The organism is Neobacillus jeddahensis, assembly GCF_000612625.1.
GTDB classification, from domain to species: Bacteria; Bacillota; Bacilli; order Bacillales; family Cytobacillaceae; genus Neobacillus; species Neobacillus jeddahensis.
Map to the genome: position 1 here is coordinate 12,891 of NZ_CCAS010000026.1, position 21,093 is coordinate 33,983.

Sequence of the window (21,093 nt, forward strand, 5' to 3'; positions counted from 1 at the left end):
CATGCATATTCATAAATTTGAAAAAATTTGGCTAATTTTCGGAGTTAGCTGTCTCGTTATTTTTCTATCAGTAGTTGGTGTTAGCGCCTTCTATCTTGGAAACAAACCACCAAGCTGCTTAACAACAATTAACCCTGAAAAGGTTGATCAAACTAAACCATTTAATAAGCCTGGTCTAAATAAGGTTGAAGGAAAAGAATGGGATTATGAGTTAGTATTTGTAGCTTCTGCTTTCTCCTATAATCCTGCTCAGGTAGAAGTACCTCTAGGTGCAAAAGTGAAAGTCATTGCAACAACAAAAGATGTCATCCATGGCTTCGAAGTAGCTGGGACAAATATTAATATGATGCTTGAACCAGGATACGTCAGTGAATATACGACTACTTTTGACAAGGCCGGAGAATATTTAATTGTCTGTAATGAATACTGTGGTGCTGGTCATCATTTAATGAGTTCGAAGATTGAGGTGGTAAAATAATGGTTAACTCTACAGCATCAAAAATAAAAGTGGACCCACGTGATGCAAAGTTATCAATGGCACATTTTTTCGTTGCCTTTTCTGCGCTTGCACTAGGCGGATTAATGGGACTTCTGCAAACTCTTGTTCGTTCTGGTAAATGGGAACTTCCTTGGGGTATTGATTATTATCAAATTTTAACTGTCCACGGTGTATTAATGGGACTTGTGTTAACAACCTTCTTTATCATGGGATTTCAATATGCTGCCGTTAGCCGAACCACAGGGGGACACTCGAACGCGGCTAGACGGACCGGCTGGATTGGCTTTTGGATTATGCTGGTTGGAACCTTAATGGCTGCCACAATGGTATTACTTAAGGAAGCGTCTGTTCTGTATACCTTTTATGCACCATTAAAAGCACACTGGATTTTTTATCTTGGCCTGACATTCGTTGTTGTTGGAAGCTGGATTGACGGTGCAGCACAAATTATCACCTATGCAAGATGGCGCAAGAACAATCCTGGAAAACCAAGTCCACTATTAAGCTTTATGGCTGTAATTAATACTGTTCTTTGGATTGTCGCTACACTAGGGGTCGCCGCAACAGTTCTGTTCCAGTTGCTACCATGGTCACTTGGATTAGTGGACACAGTGGATGTATTAGTAAGTCGGACCTTATTCTGGTATTTTGGCCATCCATTAGTATATTTTTGGCTACTCCCAGCGTATATGTGCTGGTATGCAATTATTCCAAAAATAATTGGCGGAAAGATTTTCTCTGATTCCTTAGCTCGTTTATCCTTTATATTGTTCCTTCTTTTCTCAATCCCGGTTGGTTTTCACCATCAATTAACTGAACCTGGTATTGACCCAGCATGGAAGTTTTTTCAAGTTATCCTAACTTTCATGGTTATCATTCCATCCTTAATGACTGCCTTCTCATTGTTCGCAACCTTCGAACGGTATGGTCGCTCTAAAGGTGCAAAAGGGCTATTTGGGTGGTTTAAAGTACTTCCATGGAATGATGCACGTTTCACTGTACCATTTATTGGAATGGCATCATTTATCCCTGCCGGTGCAGGTGGGATCATAAATGCATCCAACCAAATGGACCAAGTGGTTCATAACACGATATGGGTAACAGGCCATTTCCATTTAACTGCTGCAACATCTGTTGTCTTGACGTTCTTTGGAATTTCCTATTGGCTTATTCCCCATTTAACAGGACGTACATTAACGAAGGCAATGAATAAATTAGGTATTATTCAAGCATGGATTTGGTTTATTGGTATGGTATTTATGTCTGGTGCTATGCACATCGAAGGTCTTCTTGGAGGACCACGACGTTCTGCGTTCTCAACTTACGGCGGAGCAAAGCAAGCTGCTGAGTGGATTCCTTATCAAGTAGCCCAAGCCGTTGGTGGATCTATTTTATTTCTTGGTATTATCCTAGTACTGATTATTTTTATTAATCTTGCTTTCTTTGCTCCTAAAGGTGAGGAAGAATTTCCAGTCGCTGAGGCAGAGAATACTGAAGAAAAGGCTCCGATGGTATTTGAAAACTGGAAATTATGGCTTGGTATTACTGCTGTACTTATTCTATTCGCCTACACGATTCCATTTATCGACATTATTCAAAATGCACCACCTGGATCAAAGGGCTTCCAAACTTGGAGTAAGTGGTAGCATTTATAAAAGAAGGCTTCAATCGACTAGATTGAAGCCTTTTCTTTGTCATTATGAATCATATCTTTATTTCTGTGGTTCTTCCTTATTTAATCGGTATATTTCCCCATATTTCTCATAAAGATAATTAATTAAATAAGTGGGATTTAACCCCTCTCCTGTCACATCTTGCAAGATTTCTAATGGCTTTTTCATTTTTCCGTATTGATGGATATTTTTAGTTAACCATTCTTTAATTGGAAGTAGATTTCCGTTCTCGACTAATTGATCGTAATGTGGAAGCTCCTCGAGCATTTTATGCTTAAATTGGGCTGCATACATATACCCTAGGGCATAGGATGGAAAATAACCAAAGCTTCCTCCTGACCAATGGACATCCTGAAGAACTCCATTTGCATCATTCTCTGGACGTATACCTAAATACTCTTCATACTTGTTGTTCCAAATAGTTGGTAAGTCTTTTACTTCAAATTCATCATTGAATAACCCTTTTTCTATTTCATACCGAATAATCACATGTAGTGGGTACGTTAATTCATCGGCTGCAATTCTTATCAAAGAGGTTCTAGATTCATTCACTGCACGATAAAAATCTTCAATAGAAACTTGATCAAACTGATCATTTGCATAGTCCTTTAAAAGATCATAATTATTTTTCCAAAAGGAAAAACTTCTTCCAAGAATATTCTCATAAAAAAGAGACTGGGATTCATGAATTCCCATTGAAGTTCCACCACAAAGCGGGGTCCCGATTAGATCTTTGGAGACATTTTGTTCATATAAAGCATGACCGCCTTCATGAATCGTTCCAAACACGGCTGTACGGAAATCATTTTCATCATAATTCGTTGTGACACGAACATCACCAGGGTTTAATCCAGTAGCAAAAGGATGGACCGTTTCATCTAGTCTTCCAGCATTAAAGTTATAACCCATTTTTCCTAAGATTTTCAAACTAAATTCGCGTTGGTTTTCCTTTGAAAATCTTTCGAATAGAAAACCTGTATTAGGCTTATGCGGAGATTCAGAAATTTGTTTAACCAAGGGAACAATACACTCCCTTAGTTCCGCAAATACTTGATCTAATACTTTCACCGTAACACCTGGCTCATACATATCTAATAAAACATCATATTTATTTTCTTCGTAACCCCAATAGCTAATAAACCTTTTCGTCATGGTTACTAGCTTTTCTAAGTATGGACTAAATAAAGCAAAATCCGACGTTGCTTTCGCTTCCTCCCAGACACTTTCCGCTTTTGATTGGAGAATAACAAACTCTTTATATTCCTCTGCAGGTATTTTCTTATTTCGTTCATATTCCTTTTTGCATTCTTCAAGAATTTTGATCGTCTTTTCCGGTAAATCCTGTTTTGACAAATTAGCAATATAGGCTGCCATTTCCTCTGAAGTAGACATTTTAAATACCTCCGAAGACAGCATTCCGATTACTTCTGAACGTTGAGCCACCCCTTCTTTGGGTGCACCGGTTCTTAAATCCCAATAAATTAGTCCTAGCGCTTCATTATATGCGGATATTTTTTTCACATAATCCAAAAAATCTTTCTCTAATTGCTCAAGCTTCAAGCGATATTCCCCCTTTTCTACCCATTAAATTTTAACATATTATTCTGAAAAATATATATCTGTACAGTTATGAACAAGATATAATATAAATTGGAGGGTGAGGATTTTGCGAGAATTAGTGGGTTCATGTAAAGATTGCAAAAAAGAAATTTATTGCATTGACGGTTTTTTTAATGGTGTCCATACGGATGAAAGAGAGATTTACTGTTTCGAATGCTATGATTGTGTGAAGGCCGCTATATCTAATGAAAAGGAAAATCCGCAAAGCTAAGCTTTACGGATTTTTTTAAACTACTCTTCGTCATCCAATGCCAAATCTTTTACAGGGAGTCTTTCTCCCTCTTTATGGGTTGGTTTACGTAAATTGAATAATGCTTTCACACAGAATACCATTAATATTACTACACCAATAAGGAAAATGGTGTCAGGCACCGCACGCCATGTTAATAGAGTTTGCACAATATCCTTTTGAAGGAAGGCTGCTGAGCGTGATGCCGCATAGCCATGATCAAAAGCTTCTTTAATTTGGATGATCCCAACAGGTAGTAATGATAGGAATACCATTCCTGCAAGACCAACATTTAGTAAGATGCAGCTAATTTTAAGCCATTTATCGTTCCAGCTTTCAGGTTTCACTATGTTTCTCAACGAGTATAGGAGTACGGCACATGCAAACATTCCATATACCCCCATCATAGATCCATGACCATGTGCCGGTGTTAGGAATTGTCCATGTTCAAAATAGCTGACTACTGGAAGGTTAATTAAGAAACCAAGTACCCCTGCTCCAACCAAGTTCCAGATGGCAACGGAGATGAGGAACCAAAAGGTTCCTTTGTATGGGAAATTAACTCCACCTTCACGCATCATTTTGTACTGTTCATATGCTTCAAGTATTAACAAGGTTAACGGAATTACTTCTAATGCAGAGAATACAGCTCCAAGTCCAAGCCACACTTCTGCAGAACCATTGTAATAGTAATGGTGTCCAATACCAATTACACCACTGCCGAGTAAAAGAATTAATTGGAAATACAACTGTCTTACTGTAGATTTTTTCGTTACAAGTCCTAACTGCACCAATAAGAAACCAATTACAACAACGGCAAATACTTCGAAAATACCTTCTACCCATAAATGGATAATCCACCAGCGCCAATAGTCAGCGAATGTAAAACTAGAGCTTGGGTTAATGAATAAGGCAAACACGTAAAATGCAGGAACCGCAATCGCAGAGTAAAATAATAGATGAATAAGTCCGCCCTTATCTGTTTCTCTCTTAAGCCCCGCACGAATGCCTCGATAGACGATGAATAGCCAGATTAACATACCTACAATTAGAATCAGCTGCCAAATACGTCCTAACTCAATATACTCCCAACCAGTGTGACCAAATAAGAACCAATTATTTCCAAGGTAGCCATTTGCTCCAAGCCACTCACCAATCATACTACCGGCTACTAAAACAACTAATGCCCAGAAGAGAATGTCTACTAATAGACCTTGTTTTTTAGGCTCATAACCACCGACAAGAGGAGCTACGTATATTCCCATACCAAGCCATGCAGTTGCAATCCAGAAAATAGCAAGTTGCAAGTGATACCCTTTTGAAATATTAAAAGGAAGAATCTCGTGAATCCACTTTATTCCAAAGAAACTATCAGGTTCAATATAATAGTGAGCTAGTAGAGCCCCAAACATACACTGTACAAAGAATAATGCCGAAACGATTACAAAATACTTCCCACTCTTTACCTGAGAATTCGTCAACGGCATTTTACCAACATCAATACGTGGGAAGTTGCCTTCTTTATAGGCTTCCTGCATCCCAAATTTATAGCGGTAAAACACAAACAGAATAACTCCGACCATTAAGACAAATAGTGTGATACTCGCACCACTCCACCAAACAGCAGAGAATGATACATGATTGCCGGCATCTTCATAATATGGCCAGTTATTAGTATAGGTAATTTTATCCCCCTGACGAACAGTACTTGATAACCACGCAGTCCAAAAGAAGAAATCAGAGATTTGCGTAATTTGGTCCCCCGTCGCGACGTAGGCACGATCGGTTTTTGGCATATCGCCTTCTTTTATTAGGTTTGCCTTTAATCCCCATCCATCACCTTTTGTAAATATATCTTTATAATAGTCTCTTACCTTCTCAAGTCCAAATGCCTGAGCATTCGTTAACACCATTGTATCTTTTTTACTATCATAGCGATTTTTACGCATTTCTTTTATTACATTATTTTTTATAACAGATTTTTCATCCTCATTTAATGCAGTAAACTCTTTTCCAAACTTATCGTTTGCTTTATAATCTTGCATTCCTTCTGTATATATTTTAAGAGCTTCAGCTGTATAGTCCGGTCCCATATAGGATCCGTGTCCCAAAACTGTACCATAGTCCATCAATCCATACTTTTGAAAAACAGCTTGCCCACCCATGATCGAGTCCTTTGTAAAAAGAACATCACCCTTTTCATTGGTAACCTCTATAGGTCTTGGCGCTTGCTCCTTAAATATCCAATAGCCACCAACAAGCAAGACGGTGAAGCTTAGTAAGATTGTAAGTACTAAAATAGATTTCAATAAGCCATTTTTATTGGTCTTCACCACTTTTTTTGTTGATGTCCCCCGTTGTATCTCCATGCCAATTCATCCTTTCTTATTTCGTCACATTTCCTTTCGTATTGTAACGTTGAATCAAAATAGATAAAGTGAAGCACCTCATTCCATCACTGTGATAATTCTCACTCCACTGAGAATTATTTTCATAAATTCCTCCAGCTATGATGGAGGTCACATATTGACTGGTGAATCATTGCTACAATGATGATAAATCGAATTAATAATATGAAGGTGATGTTAATGAGGCAAGAAGACATAGTTAAAAGGTTATCACATGTACCTATTTTTAAAGAGTTGTCGGTGGAAGAGCTTGATCCAATTGTTAAAATTGCTCAAACTCGCTTTTATAAGCATAAAATGTATGTTTTTATGCAAGATGATCTTCTAGATCGAGTGTTCTTCATTCATAGTGGGAAGATAAAAATTTATAAAACGGACCAATCAGGCAAAGAACAATTAATTTCTGTGCTTGAGCCTGGAGAAATGTTTCCACATGCTGGATTTTTTAGAACCGGAAATTTCCCCGCACATGCGGAAGTAATGGAAGATGCTACTCTCATAGTGATTCCCATTGATAAATTTGAGGAAATACTCATCTCTTATCCAGAACTTTGTATAAAGCTATTTAAAGTGTTAGGAGAAAAGATTATTGACCTCCAAGGACGTTTAGAGGCGCAAGTTCTTCATAATACGTACGAACAAATTATTTTACTTCTAATTAGACTCTGCAAATCAAATGGGGAAAAGATGGGAGATCGTTATAGACTGACCACCCAGTTCACCAATCGAGAGCTAGCTAATATGATTGGCACCTCTAGGGAAACAGTCAGCAGAACCATTAATCAAGTTAAAAAAAAGGAATATATCACCCAGGACGAGAATGGATTTTACCTCATTCACCGTGAGGCACTGCAGCAGGAATTATTCTATTAAACATATATTGGGTCAGATATATTCATCAAATGCGAGGAGTTGATAAGGTTGGAATACAAAACAATTGAGCTAGATGTACGAGAGGATTTAAAAAATAAAATCGAACCATTTCAAAAAATTATGGAGGCGATTAAAGAATGTAAGGAGAATGACAAGTTTATCCTTCATGCCCCCTTTAAACCCGTCCCACTTTTTGCAGTATTAAAGGCCAAAGGATTTATTCATGAGGTCGAAGAATTAGAGAGGAAGCATTGGAAGGTCACATTTACAAAGAAAAGTTAATGTATCTATTAAATGATGGAGGGGAATTGCCATGATATTAGATAACCGGGGATTAGAGCCGCCGCAGCCGATGATGAGAACATTAGCTGCCTTGGAGACATTAGGCGAAAATCAGGTCTTGACAATTATTAATGACAGGAGACCTATGTTTCTATATGAACAGCTAGAAGAATTAGGCTATCAGCAACGAACAGAACAACAAAATGACGGAAGCTTTAAAATTGAGATTTTCCGATAAGAAGGTGAACAACTATGCTTCCACAAAATATGGGTAGTGAAACAAACATCAAACTTCCTTTCTCATTTATCTTTTTTAGTTTAATCGCCCTGGTTCTTTCGCAAATTCTCTTACTAGTAAATGGACAAATGATGGTAAATGGAAGCTTTAGAATTCCTGCTATCTGGTCCTCAGCCCATTTATTAGTCCTAGGTTGGGCGTTAATGGTTGCAATGGGATCGATGTACCAGCTCGTTCCTGTTGCCTTCCTCACGAAAATATGGAATGAGAAATTTGGATATATCCAATTTATTGTTACGGCTGCGGGTATATCTACATTTTCAGCAATGCTCTATTGGGCTCCTCAAAGGGCACTCATTCCTGGAATCCTTACCTTACTAGGAATCCTTATGTTTTTATTTCAGATGTTTATGACACTTAAAATGCAAAAAAAACCAACCATTTTGACGGCCTTTGTTGGTTCTGCCTTAGTTTGCTTATTTATTACCATAACTTTGGGGATTACCTTAATCTATTGCTTAAAAACAGGTGTTGGAGCAGCATATTACCAAGCTATTTTCAAAAGTCATTTATTAATGGGGATAACTGGCTGGTTTACACTATTAATCTTCGGGTTTTCTTATAAGATGGTGCCAATGTTTGCTTTATCCCATGGATTCCCGATGGTCCACGCTAGATATGTGTATGGATTATATATAGTAGGGCTTATCGTGTCACTCATTTCATTTTTTACTGGTAGTAGCATCCTACTAAAACTAGGTTTCCTATTATTATTAGCTGGTTTTTCAATCTTCAGTTGGCATATCAGGTTAATTGTTAAAAAGAGGTTGAAGAAAAGGTTGGATAAACCGTTTACCTTCTCTCTAATTGCTATTTGCATTGGTAACATCATTCACTTAGTTGCCTTTATAACATGGTGTAGTCATGATAGTAGTGCACTTATTGGACCACTTGTCTATGTATACCTATTACTGTGGATTGTCCTGAGTATTGTTGGATATTTGTACAAGATCGTTCCATTCCTATGGTGGACCTATAAATATAGTCAGGAAATTGGCAAAGCTAAAGTACCTTCCCTAAAGGATATGATGAATGAAAAAATCATTACTCCCATCCTTTCAATATTTATAGGTGCAGTCATTACGGTTTTCTGTGCACTTGCCTTTAAAATAACCATTCTTTTTAATATAGGGCAATTCGTTCTTTCGATCATATTTATCATAATTTCACTAAGCATCTTTAGTGTCTTTAAAAAATAGTGAGGTGTTTCATATGAATTTACAAGAAAAAGTCTTTGAAGCGTTAAAAAGTGTTTATGACCCAGAATTAAATATAAATGTTGTTGACCTAGGCCTAATTTATCAGGTTGAAATTACGAACGAAGCTGATGTTACAGTTACCATGACCTTAACAACACCCGGCTGCCCCCTTCATGATAGCATCACAAGAGGTGTCCGTTATTGTGTTGAAGCAATGGAGGAAACAAGAAAGGTAGAAGTCAATCTCGTTTGGCAGCCAGCTTGGTCGCCAGATAAAATGACAGCAGAAGGGAGAAGTTATCTAGGACGGTAAATCATTAGGCAGAAGTTACATTCTTATTCTTTAAAAGGAAAAGCGGAAACACCATTGGGTGCTTCCGCTTTTTCTATTTTGCCTGCTATTCTTTTGGATCTGTTGGAAGTACTGCTACAATTTCTTTTAAAACACTTGGTTGTAAATTATCATCAAGTAAAATATGAACCGTTCCTTGATCGTTTTCACTTCTAATTAATCTCCCAACTCCCTGCCGCAAACGAAGGAGCATATAAGGTAAATCCACTTTTTGGAATGCGTCCTCGATACCATTTCTTTTTGCTGTAAAAACAGGATCATTAGGAGGAAATGGCAAGGAAAAAATCATCACATTTTCAAGTGATCTTCCTGGGATATCAAGACCTTCCCAAAGATGTAAAGAACATAGCACTGCATGTTCCTCGTTTTGAAATTTCGAAACAAGCGTGCTAATTTCCTCGCTTCCTTCAAAATAAATAGGATATGGAATGGCCGCTGGCAATTGTTCCTTCAAAAGACTGAGCTCTTCCCTATTATTCAATAGGATTAGGGCCCGGCCCTCCGACTTCTTTATCATTTGAATCAGATAATCGATTTTACTGTTCATATCCTCAGTTGAGAAACGTGGCAGATAAATCTCCATCTTTTCCTCATAATCAAACGGTGATGCCACGGAGAAGGATAGAAATTCAGTTATTCCCAAGCTATTTGCCATATAATCAAAGGACTTTTGGTTTGACAATGTCGCTGATGAAAAAATAAACGGCTTTTTCTGCGTGAACACCTCTTCCCTCATCACTTCTTCTACCATTTTCGGCATGATGACAAGGGTTCGTTCTACGCCACTTTCTTCAAACCAAGTGATTCCATTTAATTCTTGAAGGAAAAGTGATAAGGAGTAAGTGATTTGCTCCAAATACTCTTCAACAATTTTCAAATCGTACTCGTTGATGACGTATAACTCACTTTCAAAAACCAATTCTTCCTCTAATGCTTGGAGGGTAGCCAATAGCTTCCGGCAGTTCTTCAAGACGATAGGATGCTTTGTAATGACCTGTTTATCGGATCCTTTTGATTGGGAAGAGAATTGAGAAATAGCATCAAAAAATGCTTCGTTTTCTAAAAGTGCAACCTCAACTGTGTTTAACGTTTTTTCCCGCACTTCATTTTCCATTAATCTCTTTAATAACGTCTCTAGCGTATAATCAGTAAAGCGGTAGCTTAATGCTTTCTGTGCTGCATATTCTAGCAGGTGTCCCTCATCAAAAACAACAGAAGAATGTTCTGGCAACAATGGCAGCTGTCCTTCTCGTTTTCGTGATTCCTTTGTCCAAATATGCTCCATATAAAAATCGTGGGAACAAATAATTAAATCTGTAGAATGTCGATAAAATTCACGATGTAATGTCAACCCGCAACGATGACGCTTTTCACAGGAAAAACAATCCTGAAGGGCGTCCCAATTGACATTATTCCATTTTTCATCTGATAAAGAAGGGTAATCTCTTCGATCACCATACCGCTCAAATGTTTGCATCGAACCGACTGAATGGACGAAGTCCGGCAATTTTTGGTACACATCCGAAATTTCATCTGAAAAGTCATTATTTCGATACTGATCTAATTTTTTCAAGCAAAGGTATTGATCTCTTGATTTTGCCAAACGGACATCTACATTTAACTCTAATATGTTCTCAAGTTTTGCAATGTCCCCTTCTTTTTTTACAAGCTGCTCGATTAAAGTCTCATCTGCGCAGGCAATTATAGCAGGTCTGTTGGTGTATCGTGCATACATGATTGCGTAAAGTAAATAAACAATGGTTTTTCCTGTTCCAACACCAGCTTCGGCAAACATAACTTTTTTTTCTTTAAAGGCTTTTTCTAATTGAAAGGCCATGTAAATTTGTTCATCCCTTAGTTCAAAACCTGCTTCCGGCAAAATATCGTAAAATATGTCGCCAATCCATTCACTTAATTTATCGTAAAAGGATTCTGTTTTAGAAACCTCAAACGGCATTCTGTTCTGCATCTAACCCCTCCCTCAAAAACACCTATTTAATCAAATCATCAGTTTGACGCGGGGGTCTTTTTCCCCAATATTGATATAAATCTGTGCGGATAAATCCATTAAATAGTTTCCGTTTCTTTGTTGCAGGTTTTCCATATAGCTGTTCAAACTCTTCATTGGAAGTCATGATATAGATGGACCAAGTATCAAGCTTTTTGAATGCCTGCCCCATCTCCTGATACATCTGTTCAACAGCCTTCTTATCTCCAAGTCTTTCACCATATGGAGGATTGCCGACAATGACACCGTATTCCTTACTGGTGGAAATGTCTCTGACTTGCATTTGCTTAAAATGAATTAGCTCACCAAATCCAGCCTCAAAAGCGTTTTCTTGTGCAATCTTTACCATCCGGTGATCAATATCTGAACCAGTTATGTCTATTGGTTGGTCATATTTTGCCAAGTCCTCTGCTTCAATCCTAGCGTCATCCCATATCTTCGAGGGAATCCAATTCCAGTTTTCCGAAGCAAACTCTCTGTTAAAACCTGGAGCAATATTTTGTCCAATCATCGCTGCTTCAATTGGAATAGTACCAGACCCACAAAATGGATCAATAAACGGGCGATCTGCATGCCAATTTGTTAACATCACAAGTGCTGCAGCGAGCGTTTCCTTGAGTGGAGCTTCACCTTGATCAATTCGATAGCCACGCTTATGAAGTCCCTGACCACTGGCATCTATCGTGATCGTGGCAACATCCTTTAACAAAGCCACCTCAATACGGTATAGTGCACCAGTTTCATCAAACCAGGTACTTCTCTTATAATGCTTTTTCAGTCGTTCGACTACTGCTTTTTTTACAATAGCCTGACAATCAGATACGCTAAAAAGCTTTGATTTCACAGATTTCCCGATAACAGGAAATTCTGCATCTTCTGATAGGAATTGTTCCCATGGCAGCGCCTTTGTTTTTTCAAATAATTCATCAAACGTATATGCCTTAAATTCACCGACCTTGATTTTAATTCGATCAGCTGTTCGCAGCCATAAATTACTGCGGGCAATAGCCGTTTCGTCCCCAGTGTAGGTAACCTTACCGTTTTCAACTTCACAATCATAACCAAGTGCTCTGACTTCTTTTGCGACTAAAGACTCTAGCCCCATCGCCGCAGTAGCAATTATTTGATAATTTCCCATTCTTATCTTCACCCTTAACCCAATCAATTGTATGTATAGTTCACTTGCAAAAATAACGTCATATTTGCTTTCATTATTGACAAGAAACAGCATGCAAATGCACAATCGTAGTTATTATAATAATAAAAAAGCTCCCCTATTCAGGAGAGCCGTTAATATCCAGCATTCAATCCCATTAATAACGTTCTGTAAGCCATGTTCTGTACCATAGTACTGCAAACGACTATTAAGTCTCGTACTGAGGTGGTAATCATCTATCTACAGATTCTAAATAGAATCTGTCCTTCTCCTCGTTCAATTCCTCAGAGAAAGTGCCCCTACCATTATTTGGGTTTCTCGCTCGTGGGGTTTACCCGTTCCACTCTTTCCATTTCTGGAAAGACTACGTCACTGTGGCACTTTTATAGGTATTCATACCATATCCTTGTAGGACTTAGGTATTTTCCCGGCCGTCAGCTGAATGCTAGCCTCAGCTGCCCTAGCTTATGAATTCACTAGGCACGAACACTACGAGCATCTCAGCTCGTGCGAGCATGGACTTTCCTCTGCAATTCACAAAATGATCCTTGCAGCGATTACCCGAACGTCATTAATGATACTTTTCTATTATATGTATTTCCTATTGTTTAATCAATGGTTTTTATTAGGAAATAACGGTACAATTTGTTAATCGTAAAGTTTATTACCAAAAACATGCTTTTCTAAATTTGACAATCGCTTTAAAATATCAAAATTTGTTGTCCCAGCAGGTTGGGCAACCGGCTGTCTCTTAGAAGAGTCCTCAAGTTGTTTACGCAAACGTAAATTTTCTTGCTGAAGATCCTCAATTTCTTGATGAAAGGTTTCATAATCTTTAATAATTAAATCCAAAAATTTATCAACATCTTCTTGTTTATAACCTCGGACGCCTGTTTTAAACTCTTTTTCCAAAATGTCCTTAGCAGTTAATTTCACTTTATCAGCCAGCATCAAAATCACCTCAGTATTCGCCAATCATTTCCTATTATTTTTTCAAAAATAAGTGCTTTTGTCAATTTTCTTGTGTTTTGTTTGTAAAGGTTTCATAATTCAATTCATTATATGGATAAAAAAACTTTACATTCCTGAAAAATCTGATAGTTTCATTTGTTCTTCTTCGACAATCATTTGTAAGTCGTAGAATGTGATAAGTTGAATTTGATATGATTGTTTGTTTTGGTATTCGATTGCCAATTCATACAGATACTTCGGGCTTCCTTCCGTTTCAGGATCATACAGAAGGAGAAGTCCTTCACTTTTTTCAATAAAAAATTGGTTTTTCAAGCGAAATTGCCATGGCTTCTCATACCCTCTTTTTGTAACAGATTCAATAAAATCTGCCCGGGCAAGGATAGAAGCATACCACTCTTTATTCGCTTCATTCCAAGACGCTTCTTGATCCAAAAAGGGCGTGATAATAGCAAGCTTTAAATCAGGAAACTCCACTTGCAAGTCAAATACAACCTCGGCTGCCCATAGTTCAGTACCTAATTGACCACTGATTAACACCCATTCTAGGCCTGCTTCTACCATGGGCATAAGCTCCTTTTTGAGCGCAGCCTTAATAAACAAGGCAGATGGATCGTCTTTTTTAAATATCCCTATTTCAAAAGGTTTATATCCCGATATGGCCAGTACTTTAACCAAGAACATAATCTCCTCAATTTTTATAAATTTATTAATTGGACAAACATTTTTATAAAATGAGCATACCATATAGTACAACAATAAAAAACAAGGGCATAACTGCCCTTGCATGGAAACAAGCCTTCTTATGGTCTAGGTCCCATGAATGGTCCTGGTCCGAAGCCCGGACCCCCTTGACCGAAGCCTGGGCCTCCTGGTCCGAAGCCTGGGCCTCCTGGTCCGAAGCCTGGGCCCCCCATGCCCATACCTGGTAGAGCATTTGAAGTTGGCATTCCACCTTGAGCACATGGGTTACAGCAGTTAATTTGTTGATTACATACCTCTTCAGCACAAGAAGATGTTTGTGGACAGAAGTGTTTATGTTGGTACATATGATGATTAACCGTTGTTGTGTGGACAGGATGGATATGTGGCACCACCGTCGTTGAGAACGTATGATTCACAATTTGTTGAGTCGGATGAATGACTGGAGGCATGAAATTGGTTCCAAGATACATATTATAATCTCCCTTCAATATTATTGTTTACATTTACAGCCTATGTGAAGGGAGCTACTCTTGTACTAATGAAAATACCTATTTTTTGTTATTCCAAATTTATTTACCAATATTCTCAGTATTTGTATTTAGAAATGTATCATGTACCGCCCTTTAGGGCTTGTAAGTTGCTCGAGATACTTTTAAAGCACTGAATTAAAGGTATCTTTTAAACTAGTAAACACGACGGCAGTCAAACATACGACAATAAAAAATAAAAATAAAATCGCTTTATACATATTACCAGCTCCATATGGTTTTTAGAGTCGTTTTTTCCTCAATCCAATTTCCCATTTTACCTTCTTCGACTCAGATAAACAATATGAAATTACTGGTTTTTCTTCAGAAATTATTAAGAATTTGTGTCCATTTATAAAACCTTGTTTAAAAATACTGTTATTCCTCAGTTTATAGTGCCTATTCCTTAAACAGTAGTTTAGCGCTTTTTTGTTTTAAACGTTTTATTCTAGTATGAAGTAATTCTTCTGAAAAAAATTTTTTTATTTTTGTTAGATTCGTTTCCTTTGTTAACAAAGAAATTGCATTTTGACAATAGTTGATGGCAAGCTCATAGTCTTTAAGTCTATGTTCATATATTTTTGCAAGTTCCAAATTTGCCTCTATCATCATTTGCCTATCTCCAGAATCGGCAACGCTCAAGAATAAATCACGTGCTTGAATCCAATTACGTTCCTTTTTATACTGATATGCCAAGATTAGCTTAGCCTTATAGGAGGTAATATCTCCATCGGTAGTAAGATTAGTTAAAATTTTTGTTGCTTCGTTTTTTTCTCCCAGGGAAGAAAACCACCGTCCTACTTCAAACGATTCTGGTCGCGTTTGCTTTTGATCAATCCCGTATAATTGAAAGGTTAAATGGGTGTATAAGGTTACTAGTGATAATATATCAATCTCGTTATGTTTAATAATTCCCAGCATCCCCTCAGGCTGCTTCCTTTCAATAAAATCGAAATAAATCATCGGAGCCAAAAAGCCAGGAATATCATCCACTCTTTCTACTCCTAGGACCTCTTTTTCGACAATAGACAATTTCATCCGCTCTAATTTATGCTTCCAAAGCCTTCGTGCTGCATGAAATAGATCAAAATGGCCAAACTCAGGTAGTTTAGGTACATTCTCTCTTACTAAAGTATGTCTTGTTTTGACTTGTGGCCAATCAAACGATTTACCATTATAGGTAACAAGGGTTCGATAATTCACCTTTTCTAAAAAGCTTTGATATAAGGGAACTTCTGCACCAGGATGTGGCAGGATATGTTGTCTTAAAATAAGGTGTTCACCTGAAACACTAGCATATCCAAGTAAAAAAATGGTATTCCCAACTCCTCCACCAAGCCCGGTCGTTTCAGTATCAAAAAAGAACAAATCCTCTGCTCGATGCCCTTCAGCTGCTAATGGATGGCTAATAGGGTGTTGGTTCCATAAATCAATTGCTGTTAAAAAATCCTGAAAACAGTACCGTCCATGTTGCTGCGATAGTGGGTATTTCACTTCACGTATTAAGCAATAATCTTGTTCTAAGAAAAAAGGTTTTACTTGTTCTTGTTCCCACTTCTCCCGATATGGGACATCAATGAAGGGCAGTTCGGGTTTGTTGCTCCCACTTTCAGTCTGACTCCCGCCTGTCAGATGAGGTTTTAAGCGATTTAATTTATTCTTTAACGACATTTCTACACTTCCATATCTGTTAGAGATGGTTGCAAGAAAGACTCAATAATATTTATTGCATCATTTTTTGCTGTTTCACTTGCTGTATCTGTGCCAATACAAGATGGACACCCCGAATGACATTGACAATGGTTAATCATTTTTAATGTCTCAAACAGTACTTCCGCCATACCGGAGTGAATCTTTTCACTTAAACCAATTCCACCAGGGTAGCGATCATAGAAGAAAATCGTTGGTTTTTCGTTATGATCCGCCTTCACTTGTGGTATTACATGGATGTCTTGAGGGTCTGCCATCACAAATAATGGAGAAATGTGATTGAGGGCATGGGCGGCTCCAATTAGACCTTGCTCGAGCCGTTCATGGCCCATTTCGGCGAATGACTTATTTAATGAAATCCATGCTGCACTCGTATGGAGCTCCTCTTCTGGGAGATGGATTGGGCCCGAACCGATATTTTCATGTGACTCGAATTTGATTTTTTTAAAAATTGTCGCCATAGCCCTAACACTAACATCCCCATAACCAATTTCAGCCCCATCCCTGGATTGTAGTTTATCTACTTCCAATACTTTCAATTGGACCGCTAAATTAGCATCAGTGTAATAATCAACATCCACCTCTCGTACAAACGCCTTTTTTTCTTCCCAATCGAGCTTTTCAACCTGGAATTGTACCCCTTGGTGTAAATAAATGGCTTCATCGTGGAGAAGTGTCATGGAAGAAAAGCGATCCATTTCGCCGATCACTTTAACATTAGCTACATCTGATTGATCAACGATAATGACATTTTCCTGTGAAGCGGACCGCAAACTAATATTATGGGCTGGAAAGGAATCATTCATCCAATACCATTTATCGCCGTTACGGTATAGTACTCGCTCTTCTGTTAAGTATTCCAATAATTCTTCTGTGCCAACATTTCCAAATTGCTCTCCTTCCTTGAATGGAAGCTCATAAGCCGCACATTTCATGTGATCAATTAAGATAATTAGATTATCCGGATTGATTCTAGCCGTTTCTGGACTTTTATTAAAAAAGTAATCAGGGTTCTGAATGATATATTGATCAAGTGGACTTGAACTTGCCACCATAATAACCAATGCTTCCCCGTGCCTACGCCCCGCTCTACCAGCTTGCTGCCAGGCACTTGAAATGGTTCCTGGATAGCCTGTCATAATGCAAACCTGCAGCTGACCGATATCAACCCCCAGCTCCAGGGCATTTGTGCTAACAACCCCATAGATGTCTCCAGAACGTAACCCTTTTTCAATCTTTCTCCGTTCTGTTGGCAAGTATCCACCGCGATACCCCATAATAGATTTTGCTCCTAATTGGTTTTTTACCAATTCTTGTAGATAGGTTAGAATAATTTCCACCCTGACGCGACTTCTAGCAAAGACGATTGTTTGGATTTTATTTCTTAAAAGTTCACCGGCAAGATTTCGTACTTCAAGAGTAGCACTTCTCCTTATATTTAATGGTTTATTAATAATTGGCGGATTGTAAAAGAGAAAATGCTTCGTTCCACTAGGGGCTCCGTTGTTATCAATCAGAACCATTTTTTCTTCCGTAAGTGTCTCTGCAAGCTCCAGTGGATTTGCGATTGTTGCCGAAGTACAAATAAACACTGGGTTACTCCCGTAATAATGACAAATCCGCTTTAAGCGTCTAATCACATTTGCGACATGGCTACCAAAAACTCCACGGTACGTATGGAGCTCATCTATCACGACAAATTTTAGATTTTCAAATAAAGAAACCCATTTTGTGTGATGTGGAAGGATCGCAGAATGGAGCATATCTGGGTTCGTAATAACGACATGGCCCGCTTGTCTCACCCGTTGACGAATATTCGCAGGTGTATCTCCGTCATATGTATAGCTGTTTATTTCCGCACCCGAAGCCTCAATCAACTCATTGATTTCACTTTTTTGGTCTTGAGCTAAGGCTTTAGTAGGAAACATATATAAGGCCCTCGCGCTCGGATTTGTAAGAATGGATTGGATGACGGGCAAATTATAACACAGCGTTTTTCCAGAAGCAGTCGGTGTGACTGCAACAACACTCTTCCCTTCCATCACTTTCTCAAATGCTGAGTTTTGATGCGTATAAAGTTGTTCAATTCCTCTTGTATGTAAGGATTGTCTTAATAACCGATGGATCCCCTCTGGCATCGGCACAGCATGCGCCGGCTTTTTGTCAATTGTGTGCCATGTGACAATATTTTCATTAAATTTTTTGTTTATTTTTAAGTCATTCAATACTTCCTGTAGACTTTTTCTTAACTTCACGTTCCTCACCCCGTTACACTTATTTTAGCGAATAAACGTTCGTTACAAAAGAAAAAAACCAAAATTTTATCCCTTTTTCAGAGTGGAACATTCTTCCAACCCTTTAAATCATGATTATTCCTATTTTTTTATTTAATTTGACATGGTTCTAATTAAACTATATCAGTTATTTTTGTTACAATAGGAAGTAACTGAAATGAAGATGAAGGTGAGCAAATGAAGATAGATGATATTAAAAGGGTACTCGCAGATTTCTCTCTTTTCCGCGAATTAACGGATGCTGAATTAACGAAGATAACTGACATTGCTATTGTTAGGGAATGGAAAAAGCAGAGCCATGTCTTTCTCCAAGGTGATCCATTAGAAAATGTTTACTTTATTTTTAATGGAAAAATAAAGATTTACAAGAGTGACGTCAATGGAAAAGAACAAATTGTAGCAATGATGAAGAAGGGTGAAATGTTTCCACATGTCGGTTTCTTTAGAAAAGGTGACTATCCTGCCTATGCTGAGGTCCTTGAACCAAGTACACTTATTACGATTCCAATTTCAAAGTTCGAATCGGTACTCATTGATAACCCTGAACTATGTATCAAAGTATTTAAGGTTCTGGGTGAGAAAATTGTTGATTTACAAAACCGACTCGAAGAACAAATTTTAAATAATACATATGAACAAATTGTTAAGCTTCTCATTCGGCTTGCACAAAAACACGGAGTGGATCAAGGTGATGGAACAATCCTATTAAAATCCGAATTTACAAACAAGGATCTTGCCAATATGATTGGAACAACTCGAGAAACGATTAGCCGTACTTTAACAAAAATGAAAAAAGAGGAATTAATTGAAGTCGATGAGGATGGGGACATGATCGTTGATGTTGATATTCTCATGGAGGAAATAAATTTATTATAATGCCAACGTAAGATGCCTATTTACACAAAAACACCACAGTCATGACTGCGGTGTTTTGTCATTATTTTGCTGTCAGTTGAAGCATATCTTCCATGTCTTCTTTAGCTGTACTAATTAACTTTAGATTAAAGGTTTCTTGGAGTACGTTAAGAACACCTTCTGAAATAAATTCCGGTGGTTTAGGTCCAATTCGGATATCCTTAATGCCTAAACTGAATAGTCCTAACAGAATCGCTACTGCTTTTTGCTCAAACCAAGATAAGACAATGCTTACTGGAAGTTCGTTCACTTCACAGCCAAATGCATCAGCTAATGCCATGGCAATTTTCACCGTAGAGCCAGAATTATTACACTGCCCTAAATCGATATATCGTGGAATGTCAGTTCCTGGTACCACACCATAGTCCACATCATTAAAGCGAAATTTCCCACAAGAAGTCGTCAAGATAACGGTTTCTGGAGGAAGTGATGTTGCAAGTTCACGATAGTAATCTCCACCATGACCAGGTGCATCGCAGCCGGCAATCACGAAGAAACGCTTGATTTTCCCTGACTTTACCGCATCAATTACTTCTGGTGCAATCCCTAGAACCGTTTCATGGTGGAACCCAGTTAACAAGGTTTCATCAGACTCTATGGCTGCTTCAGGAAGTTCCAATGCCCGATTGATTAAAGGGGTGAAGTCATCATTGATAATTTTTTCAACATTCTCGAGCCCTGCAACCTCATATGTAAACATTCTATCTGCATAACTGCCTTTAATTGGCATCACGCAGTTAGTTGTGGCCAGAATGGCTCCAGGGAATTTCTCAAACAAACGGCGTTGATCATACCAAGCCTTACCAATATTCCCCATTAAATGCGAATATTTTTTTAATGCAGGATAGCCATGTGCTGGCAGCATTTCAGAGTGTGTGTAAATATTAATCCCTTTACCTTCTGTTTGCTTTAATAATTCCTCTAATGCAAATAGGTTATGACCGGTTACAACAATACATTTTCCTTCAATCTTATTTTGGCTAACCCTGATAGGCTCAGGAATCCCTAAACGCTTCGTATGTGCCTCATCAAGCATACCCATGACTCGAACAGCAGATTGACCGACTTTCATGGCCATATCAATATGCTCCTGTACATTAAAATTAGAATTGGTCAATGTCATGTATAGTGCTTCATGTGTAGTTGCATCTACAAAAGGATCCGTATAACCCAGTTGGTTCGCGTGTGTCCGATAAGCAGCGATCCCTTTTAATCCAAAAATGATGGTATCTTGTAAGCTTGCAATTGTTTCATCTTTTCCGCAAACTCCCATAACCGTACAGCCACCAGTTGGTGTTTGCTCACATTGATAACAGAACATTTCTCTTCATCACCTTCCATTAAATTACTGCTATAGCGTACAAATTTTTTCACTT

The 21,093-nt window shown here is 38.1% G+C and carries 18 protein-coding genes and 1 other RNA gene; 8 read left to right on the top strand and 11 right to left on the bottom strand.

What is annotated here, in order from left to right; all coding sequences use genetic code 11:
* The first annotated feature begins 1 nt into the window (after window position 1).
* Window positions 2-478 (top strand): cytochrome c oxidase subunit II, encoded by a 477-nt coding sequence (locus TY15_RS12765; RefSeq protein WP_040208431.1) that lies wholly within the window; start codon window positions 2-4, stop codon window positions 476-478.
* Window positions 478-2,145 (top strand): b(o/a)3-type cytochrome-c oxidase subunit 1, encoded by a 1,668-nt coding sequence (locus TY15_RS12770; RefSeq protein WP_040208430.1) that lies wholly within the window; start codon window positions 478-480, stop codon window positions 2,143-2,145. The genes TY15_RS12765 and TY15_RS12770 overlap by 1 nt, the downstream gene beginning before the upstream one ends.
* Before the next feature lie 66 nt (window positions 2,146-2,211).
* Here the strand turns inward: TY15_RS12770 and TY15_RS12775 are convergent, their stop codons facing one another.
* Both TY15_RS12775 and TY15_RS12780 read right to left on the bottom strand, forming a co-directional pair.
* Complete coding sequence (locus TY15_RS12775) at window positions 2,212-3,732, bottom strand: carboxypeptidase M32 (protein WP_040208429.1); 1,521 nt, start codon at window positions 3,730-3,732, stop codon at window positions 2,212-2,214.
* A 291-nt stretch (window positions 3,733-4,023) separates the two neighbouring features.
* Window positions 4,024-6,390 (bottom strand): nitric-oxide reductase large subunit, encoded by a 2,367-nt coding sequence (locus tag TY15_RS12780; protein WP_040208428.1) that lies wholly within the window; start codon window positions 6,388-6,390, stop codon window positions 4,024-4,026.
* 219 nt (window positions 6,391-6,609) lie between these two features.
* On the opposite strand from TY15_RS12780, the gene TY15_RS12785 reads away from it, so the two are divergent.
* Genes TY15_RS12785 through TY15_RS12805 form a run of 5 tightly spaced genes read left to right on the top strand, consistent with a single transcriptional unit; the run spans window position 6,610 to window position 9,394 of the window.
* A complete protein-coding gene (locus tag TY15_RS12785) occupies window positions 6,610-7,302 on the top strand; it encodes a Crp/Fnr family transcriptional regulator (RefSeq protein ID WP_040208482.1) in 693 nt (230 codons plus the stop codon).
* Window positions 7,303-7,350: 48 nt separating this feature from the next.
* A complete protein-coding gene (locus TY15_RS12790; RefSeq protein WP_040208427.1) occupies window positions 7,351-7,584 on the top strand; it encodes a DUF2249 domain-containing protein in 234 nt (77 codons plus the stop codon).
* Between the two features lie 31 nt (window positions 7,585-7,615).
* Window positions 7,616-7,822 carry a DUF2249 domain-containing protein gene (locus TY15_RS12795; protein ID WP_040208426.1) on the top strand — a complete coding sequence of 69 codons (207 nt, stop codon included), beginning with the start codon at window positions 7,616-7,618 and terminating at the stop codon, window positions 7,820-7,822.
* Window positions 7,823-7,836: 14 nt separating this feature from the next.
* Window positions 7,837-9,081 (top strand): hypothetical protein, encoded by a 1,245-nt coding sequence (locus TY15_RS12800; protein ID WP_040208424.1) that lies wholly within the window; start codon window positions 7,837-7,839, stop codon window positions 9,079-9,081.
* 13 nt (window positions 9,082-9,094) lie between these two features.
* Window positions 9,095-9,394 (top strand): metal-sulfur cluster assembly factor, encoded by a 300-nt coding sequence (locus tag TY15_RS12805; RefSeq protein ID WP_040208423.1) that lies wholly within the window; start codon window positions 9,095-9,097, stop codon window positions 9,392-9,394.
* Window positions 9,395-9,479: 85 nt separating this feature from the next.
* Here TY15_RS12805 and TY15_RS12810 read toward each other — a convergent pair whose 3' ends face one another.
* The 8 genes from TY15_RS12810 to TY15_RS12840 form a co-directional block, all read right to left on the bottom strand.
* A complete protein-coding gene (locus TY15_RS12810; RefSeq protein ID WP_040208422.1) occupies window positions 9,480-11,402 on the bottom strand; it encodes an ATP-dependent DNA helicase in 1,923 nt (640 codons plus the stop codon).
* Window positions 11,403-11,424: 22 nt separating this feature from the next.
* A complete protein-coding gene (locus TY15_RS12815) occupies window positions 11,425-12,579 on the bottom strand; it encodes a THUMP domain-containing class I SAM-dependent RNA methyltransferase (protein WP_040208421.1) in 1,155 nt (384 codons plus the stop codon).
* Window positions 12,580-12,763: 184 nt separating this feature from the next.
* An RNA gene (gene rnpB / locus TY15_RS23670) (RNase P RNA component class B) lies at window positions 12,764-13,166 on the bottom strand.
* A gap of 79 nt (window positions 13,167-13,245) precedes the next feature.
* A complete protein-coding gene (gene gpsB / locus TY15_RS12820) occupies window positions 13,246-13,548 on the bottom strand; it encodes a cell division regulator GpsB (protein WP_040208420.1) in 303 nt (100 codons plus the stop codon).
* 126 nt (window positions 13,549-13,674) lie between these two features.
* A complete protein-coding gene (locus TY15_RS12825) occupies window positions 13,675-14,244 on the bottom strand; it encodes an SLOG family protein (RefSeq protein WP_040208419.1) in 570 nt (189 codons plus the stop codon).
* A 125-nt stretch (window positions 14,245-14,369) separates the two neighbouring features.
* Window positions 14,370-14,741, bottom strand: a complete 372-nt coding sequence (locus TY15_RS12830; RefSeq protein ID WP_040208418.1) for a CotD family spore coat protein — start codon at window positions 14,739-14,741, stop codon at window positions 14,370-14,372.
* A gap of 456 nt (window positions 14,742-15,197) precedes the next feature.
* Window positions 15,198-16,469 carry a ribonuclease H-like domain-containing protein gene (locus tag TY15_RS12835; protein WP_040208417.1) on the bottom strand — a complete coding sequence of 424 codons (1,272 nt, stop codon included), beginning with the start codon at window positions 16,467-16,469 and terminating at the stop codon, window positions 15,198-15,200.
* Window positions 16,470-16,471: 2 nt separating this feature from the next.
* Window positions 16,472-18,763, bottom strand: coding sequence for a DEAD/DEAH box helicase (locus TY15_RS12840; RefSeq protein WP_040208416.1), 2,292 nt, complete (start codon window positions 18,761-18,763; stop codon window positions 16,472-16,474).
* 216 nt (window positions 18,764-18,979) lie between these two features.
* Here TY15_RS12840 and TY15_RS12845 point away from each other — a divergent pair, with 216 nt between their 5' ends.
* The gene (locus TY15_RS12845) at window positions 18,980-19,678 is read left to right on the top strand and encodes a Crp/Fnr family transcriptional regulator (protein ID WP_040208414.1); all 699 of its coding nucleotides are present in this window, start codon (window positions 18,980-18,982) and stop codon (window positions 19,676-19,678) included.
* Window positions 19,679-19,739: 61 nt separating this feature from the next.
* Here TY15_RS12845 and hcp read toward each other — a convergent pair whose 3' ends face one another.
* Window positions 19,740-21,038: a hydroxylamine reductase gene (gene hcp / locus TY15_RS12850; RefSeq protein ID WP_040208412.1), complete on the bottom strand. Its 1,299-nt coding sequence runs from the start codon at window positions 21,036-21,038 to the stop codon at window positions 19,740-19,742.
* Window positions 21,039-21,093 lie beyond the last annotated feature (55 nt).

Excerpts from the sequence above, each read along its gene's own strand:
- TY15_RS12765 (WP_040208431.1), top strand. The coding sequence starts at position 2 with ATGCATATTCATAAATTTGAAAAAATTTGGCTAATTTTCGGAGTTAGC.
- TY15_RS12770 (WP_040208430.1), top strand. The coding sequence starts at position 478 with ATGGTTAACTCTACAGCATCAAAAATAAAAGTGGACCCACGTGATGCA.
- TY15_RS12780 (WP_040208428.1), bottom strand. The coding sequence starts at position 6,390 with ATGGAGATACAACGGGGGACATCAACAAAAAAAGTGGTGAAGACCAAT.
- TY15_RS12785 (WP_040208482.1), top strand. The coding sequence starts at position 6,610 with ATGAGGCAAGAAGACATAGTTAAAAGGTTATCACATGTACCTATTTTT.
- TY15_RS12795 (WP_040208426.1), top strand. The coding sequence starts at position 7,616 with ATGATATTAGATAACCGGGGATTAGAGCCGCCGCAGCCGATGATGAGA.
- TY15_RS12800 (WP_040208424.1), top strand. The coding sequence starts at position 7,837 with ATGCTTCCACAAAATATGGGTAGTGAAACAAACATCAAACTTCCTTTC.
- TY15_RS12805 (WP_040208423.1), top strand. The coding sequence starts at position 9,095 with ATGAATTTACAAGAAAAAGTCTTTGAAGCGTTAAAAAGTGTTTATGAC.
- TY15_RS12810 (WP_040208422.1), bottom strand. The coding sequence starts at position 11,402 with ATGCAGAACAGAATGCCGTTTGAGGTTTCTAAAACAGAATCCTTTTAC.
- TY15_RS12815 (WP_040208421.1), bottom strand. The coding sequence starts at position 12,579 with ATGGGAAATTATCAAATAATTGCTACTGCGGCGATGGGGCTAGAGTCT.
- gpsB (WP_040208420.1), bottom strand. The coding sequence starts at position 13,548 with ATGCTGGCTGATAAAGTGAAATTAACTGCTAAGGACATTTTGGAAAAA.
- TY15_RS12830 (WP_040208418.1), bottom strand. The coding sequence starts at position 14,741 with ATGTATCTTGGAACCAATTTCATGCCTCCAGTCATTCATCCGACTCAA.
- TY15_RS12835 (WP_040208417.1), bottom strand. The coding sequence starts at position 16,469 with ATGTCGTTAAAGAATAAATTAAATCGCTTAAAACCTCATCTGACAGGC.
- TY15_RS12845 (WP_040208414.1), top strand. The coding sequence starts at position 18,980 with ATGAAGATAGATGATATTAAAAGGGTACTCGCAGATTTCTCTCTTTTC.
- hcp (WP_040208412.1), bottom strand. The coding sequence starts at position 21,038 with ATGTTCTGTTATCAATGTGAGCAAACACCAACTGGTGGCTGTACGGTT.